Source organism: Pararhizobium sp. (genome assembly GCF_965279435.1).
Taxonomy (GTDB): Bacteria; Pseudomonadota; Alphaproteobacteria; order Rhizobiales; family Rhizobiaceae; genus Pararhizobium.
The window spans coordinates 46,272-71,134 of sequence record NZ_CBDIHY010000003.1 but is presented as its reverse complement, the minus strand read 5'-3'; the positions used below and the strand labels follow the sequence as shown (position 1 = coordinate 71,134).

The following is a 24,863-nucleotide window of genomic DNA, read 5'->3' as shown; positions in this document are numbered from 1 at the left end:
AAATGATTAATTCACGGTTTGGTCAACTGTACCGGGGCTGGCGGCTCTTCCGGCGGGCGCGAACGCATTGAGTATCCAGTCGCGGAAGGCACGGATTTTGGGGGTGTTGCGGCGCGTGTGCGGATAGGCCAGCCAATAGTCACGGCCATCGCTGCAGCGCAGGTCGAAGGGTTGGTAAAGTCTGCCGAGTGCGACGTCATCGGGATAGAAGTCAGGCGTCAGGATGGCGACGCCCTGGCCTGCGACTGCCGCGCGCGCTTCAAAACTTTGAGCTCCGAGCCGGCTGGTCGGCCGGCCCTCGAGATCCGGGTCGTTGATGCCGGCCGCTGCAAACCAAAGCCGCCACCAAGGATCAGCGGCATCGATGATTCTCAGTTTTAGCAAATCGCGCGGCTCGTGGATGCCGCCGATCGCCTCGGCGAGCGCCGGGCTCAGCATCGGCGTGAACTCGCTGCGCATCAACGGGTGGCTGTCGAGGCCGGGCCAGTCCCCGACACCGGCACGGATGGCGATATCGGTGGACTCAGCGATGAGATCGATCACCTTTTCGGTGGTGGTGAGCCGCACTGCGATGTTCGGATGGGCGAGCTGAAAGCTACCGATATTGCGGGCAAGCCATTGTGACGCGAAGGTCGGTGTCGAGTTGATCTGGAGGGCGGTGTTGATGTCGCCGCGCGCCGACAAAACTGCTTCCTGCAGCATTTCGAAAGCTTCGCTAACGCGTGGGGCGAGCTGTTGGCCTACGTCGGTCAGCACGATCTGGCGTGGCCGCCGCAGGAACAGCGGTTCGCCGACATTCTCCTCGATCAGCTTGATCTGATAGCTGACCGCCGTTTGCGTCATGCCGAGTTCGGTGCCCGCCTTGGTGAAGCTGCCCAGCCGGGCTGCCGCTTCAAACACGCGAAGTGCATTCAATGGAAACTGTTTCGACATTTTCATGGATAAGTTCTCTTGATGCATGCAGACGGTTGTTCAATTGGAATTGGAGCACGTTTGCGCGCATGCTGCAATCACATTCAGGAAAACAACAGGTGTCGTCATGGATTGCCAAGCAATTGAAAGATATCAACCAATACCGCAGACCCGCAAGGCCGGGTGGCGCTTTTGGCTGGCTGGACTGCTGCGTGGGCTGGAACCGAAATATCCGCCGCTCGATCTCGAAGTCATGTCCGAATACATGAAGAGGGACCTGGGCTTCCTCGACGGGCGCGACCCGCGCGAGGATTCGAATCTGACGCGGTAGAAGCCACTCGCCGCCGGAACATATCAGATGTTCTGGCGGTATAATTTTTAGTGGGACGCGTCCAGCACTCCGCGTTCCAATTGTTCCAGATAGATGAATTCCGGTGCCTTGACGCCGGCCTGGGCGCGGATTTCTATCAGCCGGTCGGACTCGAAGAAGGCTCTTGCCGCATCGAGCGAGCGCCATAGCGAGTAGTGGACGATCCGGTTGGGATCGGTGTCGTACTTCAGTACCTGATAGGCGAGTTCTCCGGCATCGCGGCGAATACCAGCGGCGCCGTCGAAGATGGCTTTCCAGGCAGGATAGTCGGCGACTTCGTGGATGATCAGAACATAGGGCATTGTTTCTCTCGAAGAGTTGGAAGGGCCTTGTGCCGGCTTGTCCGCGTCACATCATGCCCTTCGAGGGAATATAACAACGGGTGGTGAAAGAGGTGTCCTTGCTGGTCTCAACCTCTTTGCCGAACGGTTTTCCGGGCCATGGATTGATTCCGTCGCGTAGCCAGAGCAGGCTATCCAGCCAGAAACCGGCGGCATGGCGTGTGTGGAAGAGGCTGAAATGGCCGATGCGATCCAGCCTAAGATCGGCGGGGGACAAGGCGACTTCGACGGGATTGGCATTTTCGTAATATGTTAGCGCCCGGCGAATGGCTTTTTGGGTTCCGATCTCGTCATCCGTGACGCCGATGGCAAGAATATCGGCTGTGATTGCGGCAAAGCGCCGCAAAATGTCGGCCCGGTCCTTACTGGGATGGCTGCGTTCCATTCGTGACCGGCGAAAGCTCCAATCTCTTGCCACTCCCGCCGGAAGGTCTTCCAGCCAGCCGAGCGTCTTGCCGGGAAAATATCCGCATAGTGCTGTCAGGAGCGGCATGACTATGTGCCATTTCAACAGAAGGCGCCGGCGCCGGGCAGGCGCGTAATCCCTCCAATAAGCATATTGGGCGCCGATCGTGAGCATGCGGTCGATCAGCGGTGCATTGCGGGCAAAGCCGGGCAGGAAGCCACCGATGCTGTGGCCGACCACCAGCCTTGGACCATCCAGTGCATGGGTATTGAGAAAGCCAAGGGCTGCGGTAAAATCCTGTTCGCCCCAATCCGCCCAGCGATAGTTGCAGCCGCGCAGCGTGACGGGCCGCGACTGACCGATGCCGCGATAGTCATAAGTCAGCACGGTGAAGCCGTGACCGGCAAGAAACCGCGCATAGGGGTGATAGTAGCGCCCCAAAACGCCGGTTGCCGGGTTGATGACGATGGCGCCGCAACCGCTGTTGCCTCCGGGCGTCCAGAGATGGCCGCCAAGCCGCACACCGTCGCGGCAGACAATCCCGATGGGTTCCCCCTCCATCTCCAGCATGAACTTTCTCCGGCGGTTTCGATGGCGATACCGTAGGCGAGGGCATCGCTTGTGTATATTCACTGGTCGGTATACATTGAAGTATGCCAACACCCGCTCTTTCCACCCGCGACCGCATTGTTTCTGCCGCGTCAAAGCTGTTCTACAGCGAGGGCATCCGCGCCGTCAGCGTCGATGCGGTGGCGGAAAAGGCAGGCATCACCAAGCGCACGCTCTACTACCATTTCGACAGCAAGGACGATCTGATCGCCGCCTATCTCGATATGCGTGACCAGCCCAACCTGGCTTTGTTCCAACGCTGGTTTTCGGAAACCGAAGGCGATATCGCCGACAAGGTGCGGGGTATCTTTTTCAATCTGGCGGTCTCGGCACGGCATCCGCGCTGGAAGGGTTGCGGGTTTCTGAGAACGTCTGCCGAACTCGCCAACATGCCCGGTCATCCGGCGATGAAGATTGGCGCGGCCCATAAGCGGCGGGTCGAGGACTGGTTGGACAGTGTCTTCGAGGCAGCGGAGCTGGGCGCGCAGGCCAGAATGCTCGCCCGGCGGACGATCCTGTTGCTGGATGGTTCCTTCGCCGTCGTTCTTCTGCATCGCGACCCGTCCTATATGGAAACGGCGGGCGAGGCTGCGCATGCGCTGATCCGGGCTTGTACTCAGCGCCCGTAACGCTACTGCGCGTTCAGCGCGACAAGAATCTCAGCCGAGGTCATGGCGGCGATCACCGAGGGGCGTTTGTCGCTGACTGTCTTACCGCCGATTGGCAAAACCAGCCTGCCGATCGCATTGTCGCCCAGGCCTTCCTTCTTCGCCCAGCTAGCAAATGTCGCGCGCTTGGTCTTCGAGCCGATCATGCCGACATAGGCCAGATCGTTGCGGGCAAGTGCTTCCCTGGCAATCAGGAAATCGAGCGCATGGTCATGCGTCAGGATAACGACGGCAGAGCCCGGGGCGATATCCTTGACGATCGCCTCCGGCATCGCCACCAGACGGTGGCTCGCGCCGGCCGACATCAGGTCGAGTTCGCTCTTTCGCGTTTCCACCGCATAGGTGTTGAGCGGCAGCAGCAGGAGCGCATCGGCCAGCGCCCGGCCGACATGGCCAGCGCCAAACAGCCAGACTTCCGGCAGGGCTTTCAGCCTTTCCCTAAGTTTCAGATTGAGCGCTGCGCGCGTTGCGTCATCGCCGATGCGGAAAGCCAGGACCATGCGGCCGCCGCAGCATTGGCCGATATCGGGGCCAAGGGGAATATCCATTTCGAATTGGTCGCTGACACCGGCCAGAAGCGCCCGGGCATTGTCGATCGCCATATGCTCCATCTGACCGCCGCCGATCGTGCCATGCGTATCTGTCGGCGACACCAGCATGAAGGCACCGGCTTCGCGTGGCGTCGATCCGAAAGTCTCTCTGATCTCGACGATGACCAGTTTGTATTCGCGTTCAAGGAACGCTTCGAGGCTGTCGACTGCAAAGTTCATTTCAATGGCTCTTTATGCTTGTTCTGTCCGCAGGCGCTCGACGGCCATCAGGACACGTTCGGGCGTTGCCGGCGCGTCGAGCCGTGGGCACTCGCGATAATCGGCGACGCTGGCAACCGCCATAGACAGCGCCTCCAGCACCGAGATCGGCAGCATGAACGGCGGCTCGCCGACCGCTTTCGAACGGCCAATGGTCATCTCTGCGTTCTCGGCCCATTCCGCCAGCTTGACGTTGAAGATCTTCGGGCGGTCGGAGGCGAGCGGGATCTTGTAGGTCGACGGCGCATGGGTGCGCAGCCGTCCCTTGGCATCCCACCACAATTCCTCGGTCGTCAGCCAGCCCATGCCCTGCACGAAAGCGCCCTCGACCTGGCCGATATCGATCGCCGGATTGAGCGACTTGCCGACATCATGCAGCACATCGACCCGATCGACCATGTATTCGCCAGTCAGCGTATCGATGGAAACCTCGGAGACGGAGGCGCCATAGGCGAAATAATAGAACGGCGTGCCGCGGCCGGTATTGCGGTCCCAATGGATTTTCGGCGTCTTGTAGAAGCCGGCGGCCGACAGTTGCACGCGGGCGAAATAGGCCTGCTTGATAAAGGCCGGGAAGGGCACCAGTTCGTCGCCGATCTTCACATGGTTCGGAACGAAAGCGATGTTACTCGCATCGGTCTGCCAGCGTTCGGCGGCGAAAGCGACCAGGCGTTCCTTGATCTGGCGTGCTGCGTCATGAGCCGCCATGCCGTTGAGATCGGAGCCGGATGAGGCGGCGGTTGCCGAGGTGTTCGGCACCTTGCCGGTCGTCGTTGCGGTGATCTTGACGTTGGTAATATCGACCTGGAAACTGTCGGCCAGAACCTGCGCCACCTTGGTGTAGAGCCCCTGGCCCATTTCGGTGCCGCCATGGTTCAGGTGGATCGACCCGTCCTGATAGATATGCACCAAGGCACCCGCCTGGTTAAAGGCGGTCATGGTGAAGGAGATGCCGAATTTCACCGGCGTCAGCGCGATGCCCTTGCGGATGATGCGGCTCGACTTGTTGAAGTCGATGACGGCCTTGCGCCGGGCCTGATAATTGGCGCTCTCTTCCAGTTCGGCAACGATGCGCTGGATGATGTTGTCTTCCACCTGCTGGTGATAGGGCGTCAGATCACGGCCGGAACCTTTCTCGCCGTAGAAATTCAACTTGCGGATTTCGAGCGGGTCCTTGCCCAGCGCGTAGGCGATCTCCTCGATGATCCGCTCGCCGCCGACCATGCCCTGCGGGCCGCCAAAGCCGCGATAGGCGGTGTTGGAGACAGTGTGCGTCTTCAAGGGCTGCGAGGTCAGTTTCACATGCGGATAGAAATAGGAGCTGTCGGCATGGAACAGCGCACGGTCGGTGACCGGGCCGGACAGGTCAGAAGAATATCCACAGCGCGCCGCATAATTGGCCTTCACCGCATGGATGCGGCCGTCTTCATCGAAGCCGACATCGTAATCGACGAGGAAATCATGACGCTTGCCGGTCGCGGTCATGTCTTCATCACGGTCGGGTCGGAATTTTACGGCGCGGTTGAGTTTCTTGGCGGCAACAGCGGCGAGGGCTGCAAACTGGTTACCCTGCGTCTCCTTGCCACCAAAACCGCCGCCCATGCGCCGAACCTGCACAGTCACGGCATTTGAGGGAACGCCGAGCACATGGCCGACCATGTGCTGCACTTCACTTGGATGCTGGGTGGAGGACCAGACGGTGATGTCGTCATCCTCGCCCGGAATGGCCATGGCGATATGGCTTTCGAGATAAAAATGTTCCTGTCCGCCGATCCGCATCTGGCCGGTGAGGCGGCGCGGGGAGAGTTCCAGTTCGGCCTCGGCATCGCCGCGCGACAAGGTCAGCGGCTTGGTAACGACCTCGGCACCGTTTTCCAGCGCGTCGAGAATATCCGTGTGGTGCGGCAGATCGCGATAGGTGATCTTTGCCTTGCGGGCGGCGCGCCGGGCAATGTCACGGGTCTCGGCAATGACGGCAAATGTGGGCTGCCCGTGGAACTGCACCAGGCCCTCGGCCAGCACCGGCTCGTCATCGAGATGGCTGGGGCTGATATCGTTGGAATGCGGCATGTCTTTTGCGGTCAGCACGCAGACGACGCCGGGATAGCTTTCGACCTCGGACAGATCCATGGAAACGATCTCGGCATGGGCGCGGTCGGTCATGCCAAGCGCGCCGTGCAGCGTACCCGCCGGTTCCGGGATGTCATCGATATAGTCGGCGGTGCCGGATACATGCTTGTGGGCGCTGTCATGGCGCAGGTTCGAATGCATGGAACCGGCGATGGTCTTGCGTTCCTCGAAAGTGGAGTTGTCCATCAGCAGGGTCCTTCGCTTCTTTCTCTTCTCCCCAGCGGGGAGAAGGTGGCCCGAAGGGCCGGATGAGGGGGAGCCACGCCAACCAGAGTTTGCTGCAAGACCCCTTCATCGCCTCGTTTCACTCGGCACTTCTCCCCGTTGGGGAGAAGAGGAAACCCGTCCCCGTCGCTCATGCCGTCACCTCAAACCGGACCAGTTCCACCTTTTGCCCCGAAGTCTCCAACAAAAATCGCAACAGCAGGTTCTTCGCCGTCAGGATGCGATAAGCGGCCGTGGCGCGCCAGTCGGTCAGGGGCTGGTAATCCAGATTGAATGCCGCCTGCGCCGCCTTGACTGTTTCCTCGGTCCATGGTTTGCCGATCAGTGCCGCCTCGACATGTGACGCTCGCTTCGGTGTTCCGGCCATGCCGCCGAATGCTACAATGGCTGACCTCACGGTGTTGTCGCTATCGAGTGCAATGCGGAAGGCGCCGCAGAGTGCGGAGATGTCCTCGTCGCGGCGTTTGGAAATCTTGTAGACGGCGAAATGATCGTCCTTAGGCAGGTTCGGCACGAAAATGCTTTCGACGAACTCACCAGGTTTGCGATCCTGACGGCCGTACTCGATGAAATAGGCCTCGATCGGCACGGTGCGTTGTCCGGCTTTCGAGCGCAGATTGACGCTCGCGCCAAGCGCGATCAGCGGCGGTGGGGTATCGCCGATCGGCGAGCCGTTGGCGACATTGCCGCCGATCGTGCCCATGTTGCGCACCTGCTCGCCGCCGAGACGATCAAGCATTCGCCCAAAGGCGGGATAACGGGCGGAAATGGCGACAAAAGCCGTCGAATAGCTGACACCGGCACCGATCAGGATGCCGTCTTCCGTCTCGCGGATGAACTGCAGATCTTCCAGCCCGTTGATGAAGATGACCGGGTTTAAGGCGCGCATCTGCTTGGTGACCCAGAGCCCGACATCGGTGGAGCCGGCAACGATGGTCGCCTGCGGATGATCGGCCAGCGCGTCGGCAAGATCGGCCGCCGTGCCGGGCACCATGAGGGTGGCGTCATCGCTGTCAATACGGATCGTCTGCGTTGAGCGGACTGCGGTCAGCTTGGCGATGATTTCTTTGCGGACTTTGACGATCGGATCGAACACCGCATCGGGTCTTGCCGTTGCCACGGCTTCAGCCGCCTTGACGATCGGCTCGTAGCCCGTGCATCGACAGAGATTGCCTTGCAGGGCCTTTTCGATATCGGCGCGGCCGGGATTGTCGTTCGACAGCCATAGGCCATAGAGCGACATGACGAAGCCGGGGGTGCAGAAACCGCATTGCGAGCCGTGATAATCGACCATCGCCTGCTGAACCGGGTGCAGCATTCCGTCCTTTGCCGCCAGATGCTCGACGGTGACCACATGGGTGGCGTTCAGCGAGCCGGTGAACCGGATGCAGGCATTGACGCTTTCATAGACGAGTTGCCCGCCCGAAAGCCTACCGACGAGAACGGTGCAGGCGCCGCAATCTCCTTCGGCGCAACCTTCCTTGGTGCCAGTCAGCCGTTTTTCGAGGCGCAGAAAATCGAGCAGCGTTGCGGTCGGGGACAAAGACGTCAGCGCAATCTCCCGATCGTTCAGGATGAAACGGATGCTGCCGGCGGACTGTGTCATGCTGTCTCTTCTTTTCATTTCGACTCTTGAAACTATGCCCAAAACCGGCACCGTGACAATTGTGTTTCTACCATCACCGTCCGGCTTTTTCGCCCGTTAAAAAGGCTTGTTCGCTTGCGTTTTGTTTTCGTTTGACATTCGTTTTTGTATCGTATTGAAGTTTTTGAAATGGCTTGCGGTCTTGAGGAGAGTGCGGGCAAAAGAAAAGCTGGGAGGGGCAAGATGAGCGGATATGTTCTCGCAATCGATCAGGGCACGACATCGAGCCGCGCGATCGTCTTCGACAAGGACCAGAAAATTGCCGGGTCCGGGCAGAAGGAATTCAAGCAGCATTTCCCCAAATCCGGCTGGGTCGAGCACGACCCCGAAGAAATCTGGGACACTGTCGTCTGGGCGATCAAGGAAGCCATCAGCAAGGCCGGTATCAAGGCCAGTGACCTCTCGGCGATCGGCATCACCAACCAGCGCGAGACAGTCGTCGTGTGGGAGCGCGACAGCGGCAAGGTCATTCACAATGCCATCGTCTGGCAGGACCGGCGCACCGCTTCCTATTGCGACAAGCTGAAACGCCAGGGGCTGGAAAAGACCTTTACCAAGAAGACTGGCCTGCTGCTCGACCCCTATTTTTCCGGCACCAAACTTTCCTGGATGCTCGCCAATGTCAAAGGTGCGCGGGCGCGTGGCGCGAAGGGTGACCTCTGCTTCGGGACTGTCGATACGTTCCTGATCTGGCGGCTGACCGGCGGCAAATCCTTCGTCACCGATGCGACCAATGCCTCGCGCACGCTGATGTTCAATATCACCACCAATGACTGGGATGGCGAACTGCTGGACATCCTGCGCGTGCCGGAGGCAATGCTGCCACAGGTGCTCGACTGCGCCGCAGATTTCGGCGTCACCGATGCGTCGGTCTTCGGCGCAGAAACCCCGATCCTCGGCGTTGCCGGCGACCAGCAGGCGGCCACCATCGGCCAGGCCTGCTTCCAGCCGGGCATGATGAAATCCACCTATGGCACCGGCTGCTTTGCGCTTTTGAACACCGGCAAGGACATTGTCCGCTCGAAGAACCGGCTGCTGACCACCATTGCATACCGTCTCGACGGCGAAACCACCTATGCGCTGGAAGGCTCGATCTTCGTCGCCGGTGCCGCCGTGCAATGGCTGCGGGACGGCCTGAAGGTGATCAAGGCGGCATCCGACACGGGTACGCTGGCCGCAAGCGCCGATCCGTCGCAGGAAGTCTATCTCGTCCCTGCTTTCACCGGCCTTGGTGCGCCGCATTGGGATCCGGATGCGCGCGGCGCCATTTTTGGCATGACGCGCAACACGGGCCCGGCCGAGTTTGCCCGCGCAGCGCTTGAGGCCGTCTGCTACCAGACGCGCGATCTGCTCGACGCCATGCACAAGGACTGGAAGAGCGACGGCAAGGAAACCGTGCTGCGCGTCGATGGCGGCATGGTCGCCTCCGACTGGACGATGCAGCGCCTGTCCGATCTGCTCGACGCGCCAGTCGACCGGCCGACCATTCTGGAAACCACGGCGCTCGGTGTCGCATGGCTTGCCGGCAGCCGGGCAGGGGTCTGGCCGAACCAGAAGGATTTCGCCAAATCCTGGGCGCGCGACCAGCGCTTCGAGCCGACGATGGACGAAAAGACCCGCGCCGGAAAGCTGAAGGGCTGGCGCAATGCGGTGAAGAGGACACTGAGCGACGGGTAGAAATATTGAAACCGGACATTAAATGTAGTAACGTTGCTACAAATGAATGGAGGCGCCGATGAGCACCACATTGTCCAGCCGGGAATTCAATCAGGACACCGGGCGTGCCAAGAAAGCTGCGGCAGATGGACCGGTGTTTATTACTGACAGGGGGCGCCCTGCCCACGTGCTTTTGTCGATAGAAGAATACCGCAAGTTGACCGCTTCCAAGCCTGTGGAAATGCCAAAAAGAAAAAGCATCGCGGAATTACTGTCGATGCCTTCGGACGACGATATCGATTTTGAATTGCCAGATCGAAGCGCCGATTGGGAATTTAAGGTCCCTGATTTTTCCTGATGTATCTTCTCGATACCAATGTTCTTTCGGAGCTGCGTAAGGTTCATAAAGGACAATGCGATCCGGCCGTCCTGGCCTGGTCGCAGACTATGACACCCTCCGAGTTGTTTGTTTCTGTCATCACCATCTTCGAGCTTGAAGTGGGAATTTTGTTGCTAGAACGGAGGGACCCAGCTCAGGCTGCCAGGATGCGTGTCTGGCTGGCCGAGCAAATATTTCCGACTTTCGAGGACCGTATTCTAAATGTTGAATTGTCGACGGCGCTTATTTGCGCGACGTTGCACGTCCCTAACAAACGTCCCGAGCGTGACGGGTTCGTTGCTGCCACAGCGCTTCAACATGACTTTGTTATGGTAACCCGCAATACGCGTGATTTCGACGGGACGGGTGTGCGACTTCTCAATCCCTGGGGCGATTGATCTTCCTGGAGAAACACACCGTTTCCCCTTTTGTGCTGTGTGGCATTTGCACGGATGATTATGTTTGAGGTCAAACACCATCCTCGCCCCTCTGGGCTTCTTAAATAGGCAGGAATCGCATGGAACTCGGTCTTTACACTTTTGGTGACGTTCATCCTCAGGCACCGCAAGGGCGTGGGCGGGAGGGTGAGGAGCGGGTGCGCCATCTGATCGAGGAAATCGAGTTGGCCGATCAGGTCGGGCTCGACGTTTTTGGTCTGGGCGAGCATCACCGGCCGGATTATGTCGCGTCTGCGCCGGCGATGATCCTGGCTGCTGCGGCTTCGCGCACGAAAAACATCAAGCTGACCAGTGCGGTTACGGTGTTGAGCTCGGATGATCCCGTCCGGGTGTTTCAGCAGTTTGCGACGCTCGATCTGATCTCGAATGGGCGCGCCGAAATCATGGCGGGGCGGGGCTCCTTCATCGAGTCCTTCCCGCTGTTTGGCTATGATCTCGAAGATTACGATCAGCTGTTTTCAGAAAAGCTGGACCTGCTTCTGGCAATCCGCGATGGCGAGGTTGTCACCTGGTCGGGCGAGAAGCGCGCGCCGATCAATGGCCGTGGTGTCTATCCGCGCCCGGTCAACGATCCGCTGCCTGTCTGGATCGCGGTTGGCGGCACGCCGCAATCGGTGGCGCGGGCCGGAGCGCTTGGCCTGCCGGTGGCGCTGGCGATCATCGGCGGCGAACCGGCGCGTTATGCGCCGCTGTTCGATCTCTACCGCGAGGCCGCGCGCCGGGCGGGACAGGACGCATCGAAGCTGAAGACCAGCATCAACGTTCATGGCTTCATTGCTGACACCAATGAAAAGGCTGGCGACCAGTTCTATGGTCCGCAGGCCGAGGTGATGAACCGCATCGGCGGCGAGCGCGGCTGGGGACCGACCAACCGGGCGCATTTCAACCAGTCGATCGGACCGAACGGCAATCTCTTTCTCGGCGATCCGGATACGGTGGCGGAAAAGATCGTCCGGCACCAGAAGATCTTCAAGAACGATCGCTTTCTGCTGCAGATGGCGATCGGCCTGATGCCGCATGACCAGATCTTGCGCGGCATCGAACTCTACGGCACGAAAGTGGCGCCGCTGGTCCGCGCCGCACTGGCGGACGAGAAAAAACAAACGGAAACTGCCTGACTTCGATGATTTTCCCATAATTGGCGTCTGGATCGACCGCTTTCGGCGCGTTACATAAGCAGTCGAAAGCGAGAGACGATGACACTCAACAATGATGAAGATCTGGAGCGGCTGAAGGAAATCGGCCGTATTTGCGCCAACACGATCCAGATCATGGCGGCGGCGCTTGAGCCGGGCATGACCACGTTGGAACTTGACGCCATCGGCCGCAAGGTTCTGGAGGATACCGGTGCCCGTTCGGCACCGGAGCTGACCTATAATTTCCCCGGCGCCACCTGTATCAGCGTCAACGAGGAAGTCGCCCACGGTATTCCCGGTGCCCGCATTATTCAGGCCGGCGATCTAGTCAACATCGATGTGTCGGCCGAGAAGAACGGGCTGTTTGCCGATACCGGCGCGTCCTTTGCCGTGCCGCCGGTCAAGCCGCAGATCGAGCGCCTCTGCCGCGACGGCAAGCGCGCCATGTGGGTGGGGCTGAATGAGGTGAAATCCGGCAAGCCGCTGGCAGCGATCGGCAACGCCATCGGCAGCTTTGCCAAAAAGAACCGCTATACGCTGATCACCAATCTCGCCAGCCACGGCGTCGGCCGTTCGCTGCACGAGGAACCGACAGAGATCGCCACCTGGCCTGACAAGCATGAAAAGCGGCGGATGAGCGAAGGCATGGTCTTCACCGTCGAACCGTTTCTGTCGCTGGGTGCGCAATGGGCCGAAGGCGGCGATGACGAGTGGACGCTCTATAGCGAGCCTAGGGCGCTGACCGTTCAATACGAGCATACCGTGATTGTTACCCGTAACGGGCCGCTGGTCGTTACCCTGCCGGGCTGACGGCTGTTGCATTCACGCCGTTGAACGGCACCATCAAATTTTGTCGTTTGTCGCCGCCATGCTGCACTGCGATAGGTAGTGCATGACCCTGCCGGACCGCTCGTTGAACCAAAGCCTCGTCCCGACCGCGCTTGCCGGTGCCATTGCGATGGCGGTTGCGATGGGGTTTGGACGGTTTTCCTATACGCCGATCCTGCCCGGCATGATGACCGGGCTCGGACTTTCCCCTGCCGATGCCGGGCTGATCGCGTCGGCCAATTTCATCGGTTATCTCGTCGGTGCGGTCGCTGCCGGTTATGGCTGGGCGGCCGGGCGCGAGCGAGCGATCAGTCTCTCGGCACTTGCAGCAACCGCAGTGCTGCTGCTGGCCATGGGGCTGACATCGTCAATCGTGCTGTTTTCCATCATCCGGTTCCTGGCCGGTGTCGCCAGCGCCTTCACGATGATCTTCACGTCGGCGATCGTGCTGAGCAGAGGGCTCGCCACCGGAAATCCGCATGTGCAATCCGTCCATTTCGGTGGCGTCGGCATCGGTATCGCTGTGTCCTCGCTGATGGTTTTTTTGCTGCCCGCCCAAGGTTTCAGCGCATTTGCAAACTGGCAGGCCGCGTGGTTCGGCGGCGCGGTCATTGCCTGCGTCGGCACGATTCTCGTGGCAACCTTGCTGCCGTCAGGTCCCGCCTCCGGTAAAAACACTGAGCGGGAAAAACCGCTGGTCTGGACCCGGCCACTATTCGTGGTCACCCTGACCTACGGCCTGTTCGGTTTTGGCTATGTCATCACCGCGACGTTCCTCGTTGCGATGGCGCGGCAAGGAGCGAGCGATCACACGGTCGAATTCCTCGCCTGGCTGATCACCGGCCTGTCGGCTGCGATCTCCGTTCACCTGTGGCGCCGCGCTGTGCCACTCCTCGGGATTGTCGGTGTCTATCTGGCGGGCCTCTTGGTCGAAGCCGCCGGCCTCATCCTCGTTGTCGCCCTGCCATCCCCGTATGCGCCGCTGATCGGTGGGCTCCTGCTCGGGCTGACCTTCATCATGGTCACAGCCTATGGCCTGCAAATCGGCCGGGCGCTGGCGCCACAAAGCCCGCGCAAGGCACTCGCCTTCATGACGGCAGCCTTCGGCGTCGGCCAGATTGCCGGGCCTCTGGTGGCGGGGTGGCTGGCTGAAGGCAGCGGCAGTTTCACCGTGCCGACCTTACTTGCGGCCGGAGTGCTGCTTTTCTGCGCCGCCCTGATCGGACTGGAAATGCGCCGGATCGTTGCCGCTACGGGAGCCTGATCAGCCCCGCGATTAAATAACGGTAACATTAGCTTGACGTGATTGGCAGGTGAGGGCTTTTGCCCTAGGTTCTGCACATCGAAGCAGGGTGTTTGCGCCCTCAAAAAACGCGAGTGCCCCTTGTTTCATTCATTTTTTCCTCAGCCCAAGCTGCTCTTCCCCTCCCTTGCCGTCTGGTCGGTGATTGCAATCCTTGTCTGGTACTTTGTTGGTGCCGACTTGGGGATATCGCTCGGTTTCACGCATCCGCCAGAGGGGCAAGAACCGATTGACCTGAGCTTCTTTCTGTTGCCGAGCAACCTTTGGTTTTATGGCTATTTCTTTCTCTGCACCGTTATTTTTTGCGGTTTCTGGCAGGTGAAAGCGAAGAACCACCCTTGGGCTCTTTGGTCTCTCTGGGGATCGGCGCTGATTGTGTTTGTTACATATTTTAGCGTCCAGATTTCGGTAGTGATCAATAATTTTCGGCGCCCGATGGGTGATCTTCTGCAAAACGCTCTTTCGAAGCAGCCCGGCATTACCGTATGGGATTTTTACGATCTTCAGATCATCTTTGTGCAGATCGCTTTTCTCAGCATGTTTGTGTCGATCCTGACGGACTTTTTTACCAGCCACTATATTTTCCGTTGGCGTACGGCGATGAACGATTTCTATATGTCGAAGTGGGAGAAGCTGCGCCATATCGAAGGCGCTTCGCAGCGTGTCCAAGAAGATACGATGCGTTTCGCCAATATTCTCGAAGGCTTGGGGATCAGTCTGATCAATGCGGTCATGACGCTGGTGGTCTTCCTGCCAATCCTGCTTGCTCTATCAAGCTACGTTACCGAACTGCCGATCATCGGCGAGATTCCACACACGCTATTCTGGCTGGCATTGTTCTGGTCAGCCTTTGGCACAGGGCTGCTTGCGGTCGCGGGTATCAAACTGCCGGGACTGAATTTCCGCAACCAGCGCGTTGAAGCGGCTTACCGCAAGGAACTGGTCTACGGTGAAGATCACGCGGATCGGGCCCAGCCGCTAACCGTTACCGAGCTCTTCAACAATGTACGGCGTAATTACTTCCGCATGTACTTCCACTATCTCTATTTCAATGTCGCCCGCTATTTCTACCTACAGGCCGATGCCTTGTTCGTGCTGTTCATGCTGGTTCCGACCATCGTCGCAGGCAAAATCACCTATGGTATTTTCCAGCAAATTTCGACCGCCTTCGGCCAGGTGAGCAACTCATTCCAATATCTGGTGAATTCCTGGACGACGATCATCGAGCTTTTGTCGATCCACAAACGCTTGAAGGCCTTCGAAGCCGCCATTGATGACGAGCCACTGCCTGCCATCGACCAGCGTTATCTCGAGCGCGAAGAACATGATGGGGAAATTGCAGCCGGCAAGCCGTGAGGCATGGCGCTGTCGTCGAAAACACTCAAAAGGCGGAGCGATCCGCCTTTTTCTGTTTGGCGATCATCGGTAGCGCCTCAGCATAGCTGACGCAGGCGACATCCGGTTTGCTGCAGGTTTCGGTCAGAAAGCGGTCGAGGGCCTGCCAATAGGCGCCGCCGTTCATTTCGACGAAATGGAAACCCAGCTGCAGGGGAATGCGGTTGCCGTCGTATTCCTTCTGAAAAGCCTTGCGGTAGGCGTCAAGCGTGCGCTCCTCAAAAAGCGCGCTGTCCTTGCGGTTTTCGATGCCCATGGAATGGCGGACGAACAGATTATAATCCATGCCGATCACCCGGCGCTGCTGCGGGCCTTCGGGAATGAGCGGCAGGCCGAAGCGCGGCAATCCATCGGCGTCGGACGGCCAGCCCGGCCCCTTGGTGACGAGGCTGGCGTCATAGGTGAAACCATCCTGCTTCAAAGCGGGCAGCAGGCCGTCGCTCAGCGATAGATAGGGCGCGCGAAACCCCTTGATGTCGTTGGCGGCGAAATGCGCCCAACCCTCCGGCTCTTCACCGGCAATGCCACCAGCCTTCCAGGCGTTGGCAAGGGCCGAATTGAACGCGGAGAATTCCTGCTTCCAGTCGGCAGTACTCCAGCCCTTGCCGTCGAAATGGCCGCAGGCATGGCTGCCGATATCATGACCGGCTTGGCGGGCCTGCCAGATATGGCGCACACGGGTCTGAATTTCCTCGCGGCTCTGGGCAAAGCCGACATTGGAGCGTCCGGCCTTGTGACCGGGTGCTTGATACGCCTTGCCGCCCTCTGCCCTGGTCATCAGGAATGTGCAGGAGAGGAAGTAAGTGAAATGCGCGCCGGTGCGCCTGCCCATCTCAAGACTTTTCTCCCAGAGCTTGTTGTCGTGCGCACCATCGAAAGAAATGATGACGAGCTGCTTGCGGTCTTCGGGCACCGGTGGTGCGACAGCGTGGGCGAGGGTGGGAACCAGTGCCATTGCGAAAGCGAGACAGGGCGCTGCGGAAAATCTGGACATGCGAAAACCTTGGACGGCGAATGCGGAACTGCGACCCTTGAGCCGGAAATGCGGCAATCCTTTGATCGGGCTGGAAAACGCGCCGCGTTACCGCTATGCGGTAGTTCGGAATTCATAACAGTTGCGGGTGTTCTTCATGGCTTTTCTCATTCTCGGTATCGTCATCTTCCTCGGCGTCCATCTTGTCAAAAGTTTTGCGCCCGGCCTTCGCGCTGCCATCGTCGAGCAGGGCGGTACCGGTTTGTGGCATGCCATTCACGGTTTCTGCGCTCTCTTGGGCCTCTGTCTGATCGCCTATGGCTTCGACGTCTCGCGGGCAACCACCGGCATGCTGTATACGCCGCCGAAATTTCTCACCCATATCGCGCTGACGTTGATGCTGATCGCATTCATCTGTCTGGCGGCCGCCTTCCTGCCTGCCGGCAAGATCAAGGCAGCAACGAAGCACCCGGCCATTCTCGCCATCAAGATCTGGGCACTGGCGCATCTGATGGCCAATGGCGAGGTCAATTCGGTGCTGCTGTTCGGTACGTTTCTGATCTGGGGCGTCATCCTGCGCATCTCGATGAAGCGCCGCTGGCGCGCAGGCGAAGTCACGCATCCGGTGTTCGTATCCTACAAATACGATGTCATCGCCGTGCTTGTGGCCGTCGTCGTCTACGTGCTGTTTGTCTGGAAGTTGCATGAACTGCTGATCGGTGTTGCGCCGATTGTGATGGGCTAAACGGCTCTAAATCGCGCTGCCCCCTTACAACAGCCTCAAAATACGGTAGAAGCGCGGAAATCTTTACATTCATCTTTGCAGGGAAGGCCGGGAAACCGGAACTTAGGAATGGCGAACCAGGACGAAAGCTTTATCCGCGAAGTCAACGAAGAACTGCGTTCCGAACAGGTGAAAGCCGTCTGGACGCGGTTTGGCAGTGTGATCATCGGGCTCGCAATTCTCATCGTGCTCGGCACGATCGGCAAGGTCGGCTATGAATATTGGCATGAGACATCGGCTTCGCAGTCCGGCGACGAATTCCTGGCGGCCTTGACCCTTTCCCGCGAGAACAAGACGGATGAGGCTATTGCAGCGCTGAACACGCTGGAAAAGGATGGCTACGGTGCCTATCCGGTTCTTGCCAAGATGCGGGCTGCAACCCTGCAGGCGCAGAAGGGTGATACCGCTGCGGCCGTCAAGGTCTTTTCCGATATCTCCAAGGATGCAAGCCTGCCACAGGCGATGCGCGATGCAGCCCGTATGCGCGCCGCCTATCTGCTGGTCGATACCGGCACCTATGAGCAGGTTTCGGCCGAGGCCGAACAGCTTGCCGTTCCAGCCAATGGCATGCGCCATTCGGCCCGCGAGGCGCTCGGTCTTGCAGCCTACAAGGCTGGCGATATGGCCAAGGCCAAGACCTGGTTCCAGCAGATCGCTGATGATGCCGAAACACCACGCAATCTGGCAAACCGCGCCCAGATGCTGCTCGATCTGATTACTGCCAGCGGCAAGGTGTCCTGAACGGACGCCCAAGAAAAACAACATTGGAGCATGACCGGTTTGCGGATGCTCTGAGGACAGGATTATTCGATGAACTTCACCGTCGCCATCGTTGGGCGCCCCAATGTCGGAAAGTCGACGCTTTTCAACCGTCTGGTTGGCAAGAAGCTGGCGCTTGTCGACGATACGCCGGGTGTGACCCGCGACCGCCGTCCGGGCGACGCCAAGCTCGTCGATCTGCGCTTCACCATCATCGATACCGCCGGCCTCGAGCAATCGGGACCGGAGACCTTGCAAGGCCGCATGTGGCTGCAGACGGAAGCAGCCATCGAAGAGGCCGACCTGACGCTGTTTGTCGTTGATGCCAAATACGGCCTGACACCCGCCGACGAGACGCTGGGCAAGATGCTGCGCCGCCGCGGCAAGCCTGTGGTGCTGGTTGCCAACAAGTCGGAAGCCAAGGGCTCCGATGGCGGCTATTACGACGCCTTTACGCTCGGCCTCGGCGAGCCCGTTGCCATTTCTGCCGAACACGGTCAGGGCATGATCGACCTGCGCGACGCCATCGTCGCAGCACTCGGCGAAGACCGCGCCTTTCCGCCTGAGATCGACGAGCCGGCGACCAATGTCGATCTGCGCGGCGAAGAGGACCTGGAAGACGACGATTACGAGCCGGAATACGATGATACCAAGCCGCTGCGCGTGGCGATCATCGGTCGTCCGAATGCCGGCAAATCGACGCTGATCAACCGCTTCCTCGGCGAAGACCGTCTTTTGACCGGCCCGGAGGCCGGCATCACCCGCGACAGTATTTCGGTCGAATGGGACTGGCGTGGCCGTACCATCAAGATGTTCGACACCGCCGGCATGCGCAAGAAGGCGCGCGTGCAGGAGAAGCTCGAAAAGCTCTCGGTTGCCGACAGCCTGCGCTCGATCCGCTTTGCCGAATCCGTCGTCATCGTCTTTGATGCGACCATTCCTTTCGAAAAGCAGGACCTGCAGCTGGTCGATCTCGTTGCCCGCGAAGGCCGCGCTGCGATCCTCGCTTTCAACAAGTGGGATCTGGTCGAGGACACCCAGGCGCTATTGGCCGATCTGCGCGAAAAGACCGAACGCCTGCTGCCGCAGGTGCGCGGCATCCGCGCCGTGCCGATCTCCGGCCAGACCGGCTACGGCCTCGACAAGCTGATGCAGTCGATCATCGACACGGACAAGACCTGGAACCGCCGCATCTCCACCGCTAAGCTCAACAAGTGGCTGGAATCGCAGCAGATCCAGCATCCGCCGCCGGCTGTTTCCGGCCGCCGCCTGAAGCTGAAATATATGACCCAGGTCAAGGCCCGCCCACCGGGTTTCATGATTTCCTGCACGCGGCCAGAATCCGTTCCGGAAAGCTATATTCGCTATTTGACAAACGGCCTGCGCGCCGATTTCGAAATGCCGGGCGTGCCGATCCGTATTCATTTGAGGGCATCTGAAAACCCGTTCGAGAACCGCAAGAAGAAGCGGTAAGGCTGGGCAGGGGGCTTAGGCCCTACCAGGTGATGAAGGTTGGGCTATAGGCAGCGACATTACGGTCCCGCGTGACGAGCGTCAGCGGTTCCGTGATAGCCTGAGCAATCAGCAGACGGTCGAATGGGTCGGCGTGAGGGGTATTCAGGTGCCCGACGGCGGCGGTATGAGCGACCGAGATATCCAGGAAATCATATCCGACACTGGTGAAATGCCGGATCGCCTCTTTGGCATCGAAGGGAGGGCTATCCTTTCTGCCGAGCCGGAATTTGATCGCGATTTCCCAGATGGTGGCAGCCGAGACGAGGACGTCATTGCTTCGGCGCGCGAGAATTTGACGTATGTCTGATGGTAGCCGGTGTATCGCCGTCAGAATCCATATGGCCACATGGGTATCGAGCAGAAGCCTCATTCCGGCTTGACGCCGAAGAGTTCGGCAATCTCGTCATCCAACGCATTGAAGTCTTCAAGAGATATGCCCGGAAATTGTCTCTGAAGAAGCCCCAACTGTCTCGGCAGCTTTTCATTGGCGGCGATTGGCACCAGCCTTGCTGCCGGCTTGCCGTCGCGCGCAATGATGATCTCGTCTTCCGCGCCGCTTTCAACGGCACTGACGAGCTGAGACAGCCGCGTCTTGGCTTCGAGCATGTTGACGATGGTCATCAAAATTTCCCTTGGCTAAGGTTGACCAAGGGTAAGGCCGATGCCGCTAGATTACAATATTTCGATGTCCAAGCTGCGCTCGAGCTTATCCTTCGAGACAAGCGCGCCGTGATGCTGGATCACCGCCGCCGCCGTTTCCGCTGCGAACTGTGCGGCTTTACCGGCATCGCCATCGGTGGCGTAGCGGGCGAGGAAAGCGCCGTTGAAACTGTCGCCGGCGCTCGTCGTATCGACGATCTCGTCGACCTTGGCCGAGGGGACGAAATGGAGCGGCGCATCGCCGAAGCTCAGTGTCACGCCGTTCGGTCCGTCCTTCACGACGATATTTTCGACGCCAAGTCCACGGTACCGCGCAATGGTTGCGGCGATATCGGTATCGCCGAAATGCACCGCTTCGTCGTCGAAGCTCGGCATGACGAGACTGGCTGCGCGGGCGCCGGCCGAGATTGTTTCAAGCATATAGGCCTTGTCGTCCCACAGCCGCGCCCGGATGTTGGGGTCGAAGACGACACCCTTGCCTGCCGCCTTGGCGCGGCGCAGTTCGGACAGTAGTGTTTCGACGGCGGATGGTGCCAGGATAGCGAGGGTGATGCCGGTAAAGACGACGATATCGGAGGCTTCAATGGCGGAGCGCAGATGGGCGGCGTCATCGGCCAGGGTCTTGGCGGCGGATACCGAGCGCCAGTAGGAAAAGCTGCGCTCGCCATCCTTCAAATGGATCATGTAAAGCCCGGGTGAACGGCCCTCGACGCGGCGAATAGAGCCGGTACCGACGCCGGTCTTTTCGATGAAGGCCAGCATCTCATCGGAAACCGTATCGGTACCGACAGCGGTCAGATAATCGACGGACCAGTCGTCCGGAAGGAACAGCCGGGCATAATAGGCGGTGTTGAACGTATCGCCGGCATAGCCCTTGCGCAGCAGGTCGCCCTCGGCCTGCATCAGTTCCACCATGCATTCGCCGATCGAAAGCAACCTGCCCGCCATGAAATTCTCCCCGTTATTCATGCTTTGCGAAGGCGGAGATACGTCTTACCAGCGCGGAAGGCAAGCGGATGCCGTCCCGGCGGGCCTGCATCAAGGAAGCGTATTTCGCTGCGCCGGGAATATGAATCCCGTAGCCGGTGGAAAGCCGCGTCAATTGTGCATCAAGCCTGTCTTCAAAGCCCTCGCCCAGAAGAGATGGGGCAACGGCAATGACTGTCAGGCCGCTGCCGGGCGATGCGCTGCCACCGGCAAAATCGGGTACATCGAGTGACCACTTGGCACCACCGAGACCTGCGGCCAGCACCTCCACCATGAGTGCGATATTGGCGCCGCGTGATCCGCCGAAAGCGAGCATCGCGCCCCTGATTGCTGCCGCCGCGTCGGTTGTCGGCTGTCCCGTTGCGTCGATGGCCCAACCCTGTGGAATCGGTTCGCCACGCTCCGCTGCTTTTCGCATATTGACGAATGCGGTGGTGCTGGAGGACTGATCGATCAGCAGCGGTGCTCCGTTGCTGCGAGGTGCGGCAAAGGCTAGCGGATTGGTGCAATAGACTGGTTTGGAACCGCCCGATCCGGCAACCAGCGCCGGGCCGTTGGCGGCGGCGATAGCGAGGAGGCCGTGTTGCGCCAACCGCAAGACATAGTCACCAAGTTCGCCCGATGTATAGCTGTTGAACTGGGCTAGAAGCGCAATGCCGAAGGATTTGGTCTTGCCGACCAGATCGTCCAGGGCGCGGTCAAAGCCGAGTTGCGCGATGCCGCCATCGGCATCAATGCGGATCAGGGCAGGGGCGGGGTCAGTTCTTTTCGGTTCTGCGCTGCCATTGATGCGCCCGGCGTGAAGGCTTTCGAGATAATCGACCAGATGGGCAAAGCCGACGGCGGAGGAGCCGCGTGCGTCGGCATCCACCGTGGCGCGGGCAAGCGAAGCCGCCATGGCAGCACTTGCGCCGGCGCCGGTGAGCGCGGCGACCGCGAGGTCGTATGCGTCCGAAAGGCTGACTGTCACCATGTCTTCGGTCATTCCGTCTCCAAATTCTGGCGGGGAGAACTGATTCACTGCCATCATCATTTTTGCATCGGTGCCAGTCAATCACCGCAAACGGCCGGCAAGGCCGTTTACTCGCTCCTGCAGCAACGCTACATCTTTCAGCATATCCTTGTGATCGCGGAGTTTTTTGATGGCATCTCCCTTGAAGTCCAATCCCGATTGGTGGCGCGGCGCGGTGATCTATCAGGTCTATCCCCGCTCTTTCCAGGACACGACCGGGGATGGTCTGGGCGACCTCAAGGGTGTGACGCAACGGTTGCCGCATATTGCCAGCCTCGGCGTCGATGCCATCTGGCTGTCGCCGTTCTTCACGTCGCCGATGGCCGATATGGGCTATGACGTTTCGGATTATTGCGATGTCGATCCGATGTTCGGGACGCTTGCCGACTTCGATGCCCTGCTGAAGGCGGCGCACCAGCTTGGTATCCGGGTCGTCATCGACCAGGTGATCTCGCACACGTCCGACCAGCACCCGTGGTTCAAGGAAAGCCGCTCGGATCGCACCAACCCGAAAGCCGACTGGTACGTCTGGGCCGACCCGAAGCCGGATGGCACGGCCCCCAACAACTGGATGTCGATCTTCGGCGGGCCGGGCTGGGAATGGGACGGCGTGCGCAAGCAGTATTACATGCACAATTTTTTGGGCTCGCAGCCCGATCTTAATTTTCACAATCCGGATGTGCAGGAGGCGCTGCTGGAGACCGTACGCTTCTGGCTGAAGCGCGGTGTCGATGGTTTCCGGCTCGACACGGTCAATTTCTATTTCCACGACAAGGAACTGCGCGATAACCCGCCGCTGGTCTACGATCCCGATGCCATCGGTCTGGATGCACCCGACGTCAATCCCTACGGCATGCAGAATCATCTCTACGACAAGACGCAACCGGAAAACATCGGCTTCCTGCAGCGGTTTCGCGCCCTGCTCGACGAATTCGACGATCGTGCATCGGTCGGCGAGGTCGGCGATGGCGCTCGCTCGCTGAAGACCGTGGCCGCCTATACCGGCGGCGGCGACAAACTGCATATGTGCTACACGTTCGACCTGTTGGGGCCGGATTTTACCGCTACCCATATCCGCCGCTGCGTCCAGGCGTTTCAGGATGCCGTCACCGACGGCTGGGTCTGCTGGGCTTTCTCCAACCACGACGTCACCCGCCATATCAGCCGGTTTATGCAGACGGCGGACGAGCGCGAGCGGGTCGCCAAGCTGGCGATCTCGGTGCTTTCAGCGCTGCGTGGCTCGATCTGCCTTTATCAGGGCGAGGAACTGGCCCTGCCGGAAGCCGAACTGCAGCTTGAAGATCTGCGCGATCCCTACGGCATCCGTTTCTGGCCGGCCTTCAAGGGCCGCGACGGATGCCGTACGCCGATGGTCTGGGAGAAGGCGGCTGAGCATGCGGGGTTCTCCAGTGCCAAGCCATGGCTGCCGGTGCCTGCCGAACATCGGCCGCTTGCCGCTGATCAGCAGGAAAAGGCTGGCTCCGTTCTCGATCACTACCGGCAGACGCTTGCCTTCAGGAAAACGCATGCACCACTTTTCGATGGCAGCATGACCTTCCTCGAAACCAACCAGGACATCCTGGCCTTCACCCGCGAAAAGGGCGGCGAGAAACTGCTGTTCATCTTCAACCTGCACCGCGGCCCGCAAACGGTTGATCTGCCGAAAGGCGTGGTGATTGCCGAAGTTCTGCCGATGCCGGGCTTTGAGCCGCAGAGCATCGACGGCCGGATTGTACTGGAGGCCATGGACGTGTTTTGCGGGCGGCTGGGATAAGCATGGCTCTTTGAGAGCAGTACCCGTCGCAACGCCTGTTCATGCCGGGAGAGTGTTGTCCAGCGGCCGCATCTCCGGGAAAAAGCCTGCTGCGAAATTGCGGGCTGCGTTGAGTTCGCTGTCGAGGTTGCGGATAAAGGCTTCCGGATGCGCCTCTGTCGCGACAAGAAGGACGGTGCTGGAGCGGTGAAGCCCGGCCAGTTCCCTGAGATCGCCTCTGCATGCCACATGCAGCAATCCTGCCAGACCGGCGCTGCCGGAGGGTGTGGTGTGGATATCGGTTTCATGATGCATGATCCCGGCTGCCTCAAGAAGTCCGCTTTCGCTGACAAGGACCGGTAGAGGATCATGCCGCTGGAGGATCGCCAGTGCAGGTGCCGATGCTTCGCCGCAGGCGAGCATCTCCGCGCATGTATGCAGCGAGCCTTCGATGCGGACCACGTGGCCGGCGGCCAGAGCGGGCGCCACGCAGGCTGCCTGTTCCGGCTCGACAATTGCAAGCTTCGCCACTGGCAATCCTTGCGCCATGGCGGCGGCAAGGCCGCCCACACCTGCCTGAATGAACTGATGGGAGACGATCATGCCGTTGGTGGCGAGTTGCGTGTTGATCTCGGCGGTCAGCGTTGCGTAACCCGACAGCACATCCCGGAGAATCGGATCGTTCACATCTGAACTGGTGTCCGGCACGAGGACGCCATCGACACGGGCGGCCTCGGCGGCCGCATCCACCGCATGATCATAGGTTCCGGCGATCCAGTAGACCGATGCGCCAAGTGCCAGGATGCGGTCTGCCCGCGACCGGGGAACGCCATGGTGCAGATAGATCGTTGCGGGTGCCCCGGCAATATGGGCAGCGGCCGCGACCGCAAGCCCATGGTTTCCATCGCTGGCGCAGATCAGTCGTGGCAGGTCGTGGCGCATCCGCAATTGCGCGACGGGCGTTCCGGTGATGCGGGCCAAAGCGCTGAGCGCCGCCGTCATGCCTCCGAGAATCTTGAAGTTTCCAAAGGGGCGTCCGCTCTCGACCTTGACGAGGACGCGACCGACACCGGCGCGGCGGGCGAGAGCCGGGCAATCTGAGAGCGCCGTTGCGGTGGCGTGAACCGGAGGATGAAGATGTGTCATGCGC

The 24,863-nt window shown here is 59.8% G+C and carries 25 protein-coding genes; 13 read left to right on the top strand and 12 right to left on the bottom strand.

Annotated elements, in window-relative coordinates; all coding sequences use genetic code 11:
- Positions 1-6: 6 nt before the first annotated feature.
- Positions 7-939 (bottom strand): LysR substrate-binding domain-containing protein, encoded by a 933-nt coding sequence (locus ACQY8Q_RS06005; protein WP_428425713.1) that lies wholly within the window; start codon positions 937-939, stop codon positions 7-9.
- Between the two features lie 19 nt (positions 940-958).
- Between ACQY8Q_RS06005 and ACQY8Q_RS06000 the strand changes: the two genes are divergently transcribed.
- Positions 959-1,243: a hypothetical protein gene (locus tag ACQY8Q_RS06000; protein WP_428425711.1), complete on the top strand. Its 285-nt coding sequence runs from the start codon at positions 959-961 to the stop codon at positions 1,241-1,243.
- A 47-nt stretch (positions 1,244-1,290) separates the two neighbouring features.
- Here ACQY8Q_RS06000 and ACQY8Q_RS05995 read toward each other — a convergent pair whose 3' ends face one another.
- A complete protein-coding gene (locus ACQY8Q_RS05995; RefSeq protein WP_428425709.1) occupies positions 1,291-1,584 on the bottom strand; it encodes a putative quinol monooxygenase in 294 nt (97 codons plus the stop codon).
- Positions 1,585-1,630: 46 nt separating this feature from the next.
- Entirely contained in the window at positions 1,631-2,599 is a 969-nt protein-coding gene (locus tag ACQY8Q_RS05990; RefSeq protein WP_428425707.1) for an alpha/beta hydrolase family protein, read from the bottom strand.
- 83 nt (positions 2,600-2,682) lie between these two features.
- Here ACQY8Q_RS05990 and ACQY8Q_RS05985 point away from each other — a divergent pair, with 83 nt between their 5' ends.
- Positions 2,683-3,267 carry a TetR/AcrR family transcriptional regulator gene (locus ACQY8Q_RS05985; RefSeq protein WP_428425705.1) on the top strand — a complete coding sequence of 195 codons (585 nt, stop codon included), beginning with the start codon at positions 2,683-2,685 and terminating at the stop codon, positions 3,265-3,267.
- Between the two features lie 2 nt (positions 3,268-3,269).
- Here the strand turns inward: ACQY8Q_RS05985 and xdhC are convergent, their stop codons facing one another.
- The 3 genes from xdhC to xdhA form a co-directional block, all read right to left on the bottom strand.
- Entirely contained in the window at positions 3,270-4,076 is an 807-nt protein-coding gene (xdhC, locus tag ACQY8Q_RS05980) for a xanthine dehydrogenase accessory protein XdhC (protein ID WP_428425703.1), read from the bottom strand.
- A gap of 12 nt (positions 4,077-4,088) precedes the next feature.
- A complete protein-coding gene (gene xdhB, locus ACQY8Q_RS05975; RefSeq protein WP_428425701.1) occupies positions 4,089-6,431 on the bottom strand; it encodes a xanthine dehydrogenase molybdopterin binding subunit in 2,343 nt (780 codons plus the stop codon).
- Positions 6,432-6,600: 169 nt separating this feature from the next.
- Complete coding sequence (gene xdhA / locus ACQY8Q_RS05970) at positions 6,601-8,076, bottom strand: xanthine dehydrogenase small subunit (RefSeq protein ID WP_428425699.1); 1,476 nt, start codon at positions 8,074-8,076, stop codon at positions 6,601-6,603.
- Positions 8,077-8,298: 222 nt separating this feature from the next.
- Here xdhA and glpK point away from each other — a divergent pair, with 222 nt between their 5' ends.
- From glpK to sbmA, 7 genes are all read left to right on the top strand, one after another.
- A complete protein-coding gene (gene glpK / locus ACQY8Q_RS05965) occupies positions 8,299-9,792 on the top strand; it encodes a glycerol kinase GlpK (protein WP_428425697.1) in 1,494 nt (497 codons plus the stop codon).
- Between the two features lie 58 nt (positions 9,793-9,850).
- Positions 9,851-10,129, top strand: a complete 279-nt coding sequence (locus ACQY8Q_RS05960) for a type II toxin-antitoxin system Phd/YefM family antitoxin (protein WP_428425695.1) — start codon at positions 9,851-9,853, stop codon at positions 10,127-10,129.
- Entirely contained in the window at positions 10,129-10,548 is a 420-nt protein-coding gene (locus tag ACQY8Q_RS05955; RefSeq protein ID WP_428425693.1) for a type II toxin-antitoxin system VapC family toxin, read from the top strand. Before ACQY8Q_RS05960 ends, ACQY8Q_RS05955 begins: the two co-directional genes overlap by 1 nt.
- Before the next feature lie 119 nt (positions 10,549-10,667).
- Positions 10,668-11,726: an LLM class flavin-dependent oxidoreductase gene (locus tag ACQY8Q_RS05950; RefSeq protein WP_428425691.1), complete on the top strand. Its 1,059-nt coding sequence runs from the start codon at positions 10,668-10,670 to the stop codon at positions 11,724-11,726.
- Positions 11,727-11,804: 78 nt separating this feature from the next.
- Positions 11,805-12,554: a type I methionyl aminopeptidase gene (gene map, locus ACQY8Q_RS05945; protein WP_428425689.1), complete on the top strand. Its 750-nt coding sequence runs from the start codon at positions 11,805-11,807 to the stop codon at positions 12,552-12,554.
- Between the two features lie 82 nt (positions 12,555-12,636).
- Positions 12,637-13,836 (top strand): YbfB/YjiJ family MFS transporter, encoded by a 1,200-nt coding sequence (locus ACQY8Q_RS05940; protein WP_428425687.1) that lies wholly within the window; start codon positions 12,637-12,639, stop codon positions 13,834-13,836.
- Between the two features lie 120 nt (positions 13,837-13,956).
- Positions 13,957-15,231: a peptide antibiotic transporter SbmA gene (sbmA, locus tag ACQY8Q_RS05935; protein WP_428429680.1), complete on the top strand. Its 1,275-nt coding sequence runs from the start codon at positions 13,957-13,959 to the stop codon at positions 15,229-15,231.
- A gap of 25 nt (positions 15,232-15,256) precedes the next feature.
- Here the strand turns inward: sbmA and ACQY8Q_RS05930 are convergent, their stop codons facing one another.
- Complete coding sequence (locus tag ACQY8Q_RS05930; RefSeq protein WP_428425685.1) at positions 15,257-16,264, bottom strand: polysaccharide deacetylase family protein; 1,008 nt, start codon at positions 16,262-16,264, stop codon at positions 15,257-15,259.
- 136 nt (positions 16,265-16,400) lie between these two features.
- On the opposite strand from ACQY8Q_RS05930, the gene ACQY8Q_RS05925 reads away from it, so the two are divergent.
- From ACQY8Q_RS05925 to der, 3 genes are all read left to right on the top strand, one after another.
- Entirely contained in the window at positions 16,401-16,988 is a 588-nt protein-coding gene (locus tag ACQY8Q_RS05925; RefSeq protein WP_428425683.1) for an NnrU family protein, read from the top strand.
- A 108-nt stretch (positions 16,989-17,096) separates the two neighbouring features.
- Positions 17,097-17,768 (top strand): tetratricopeptide repeat protein, encoded by a 672-nt coding sequence (locus ACQY8Q_RS05920; RefSeq protein ID WP_428425681.1) that lies wholly within the window; start codon positions 17,097-17,099, stop codon positions 17,766-17,768.
- Positions 17,769-17,837: 69 nt separating this feature from the next.
- Positions 17,838-19,259 (top strand): ribosome biogenesis GTPase Der, encoded by a 1,422-nt coding sequence (gene der, locus ACQY8Q_RS05915; protein ID WP_113312766.1) that lies wholly within the window; start codon positions 17,838-17,840, stop codon positions 19,257-19,259.
- A gap of 22 nt (positions 19,260-19,281) precedes the next feature.
- On the opposite strand, the gene ACQY8Q_RS05910 is transcribed toward der, so the two are convergent.
- The 4 genes from ACQY8Q_RS05910 to ACQY8Q_RS05895 are packed head-to-tail and all read right to left on the bottom strand — an operon-like array spanning position 19,282 to position 21,933.
- Positions 19,282-19,671, bottom strand: coding sequence for a type II toxin-antitoxin system VapC family toxin (locus ACQY8Q_RS05910; RefSeq protein ID WP_428425679.1), 390 nt, complete (start codon positions 19,669-19,671; stop codon positions 19,282-19,284).
- A complete protein-coding gene (locus ACQY8Q_RS05905) occupies positions 19,668-19,922 on the bottom strand; it encodes a type II toxin-antitoxin system Phd/YefM family antitoxin (RefSeq protein ID WP_428425677.1) in 255 nt (84 codons plus the stop codon). The genes ACQY8Q_RS05910 and ACQY8Q_RS05905 overlap by 4 nt, the downstream gene beginning before the upstream one ends.
- Before the next feature lie 51 nt (positions 19,923-19,973).
- Entirely contained in the window at positions 19,974-20,909 is a 936-nt protein-coding gene (locus tag ACQY8Q_RS05900) for a sugar kinase (RefSeq protein WP_428425675.1), read from the bottom strand.
- A gap of 13 nt (positions 20,910-20,922) precedes the next feature.
- Entirely contained in the window at positions 20,923-21,933 is a 1,011-nt protein-coding gene (locus ACQY8Q_RS05895; RefSeq protein WP_428425673.1) for an Ldh family oxidoreductase, read from the bottom strand.
- Between the two features lie 157 nt (positions 21,934-22,090).
- Between ACQY8Q_RS05895 and ACQY8Q_RS05890 the strand changes: the two genes are divergently transcribed.
- A complete protein-coding gene (locus tag ACQY8Q_RS05890; protein ID WP_428425671.1) occupies positions 22,091-23,734 on the top strand; it encodes an alpha-glucosidase family protein in 1,644 nt (547 codons plus the stop codon).
- Positions 23,735-23,773: 39 nt separating this feature from the next.
- Here the strand turns inward: ACQY8Q_RS05890 and ACQY8Q_RS05885 are convergent, their stop codons facing one another.
- Positions 23,774-24,859 (bottom strand): pyridoxal-phosphate dependent enzyme, encoded by a 1,086-nt coding sequence (locus ACQY8Q_RS05885; RefSeq protein ID WP_428425669.1) that lies wholly within the window; start codon positions 24,857-24,859, stop codon positions 23,774-23,776.
- Positions 24,860-24,863 lie beyond the last annotated feature (4 nt).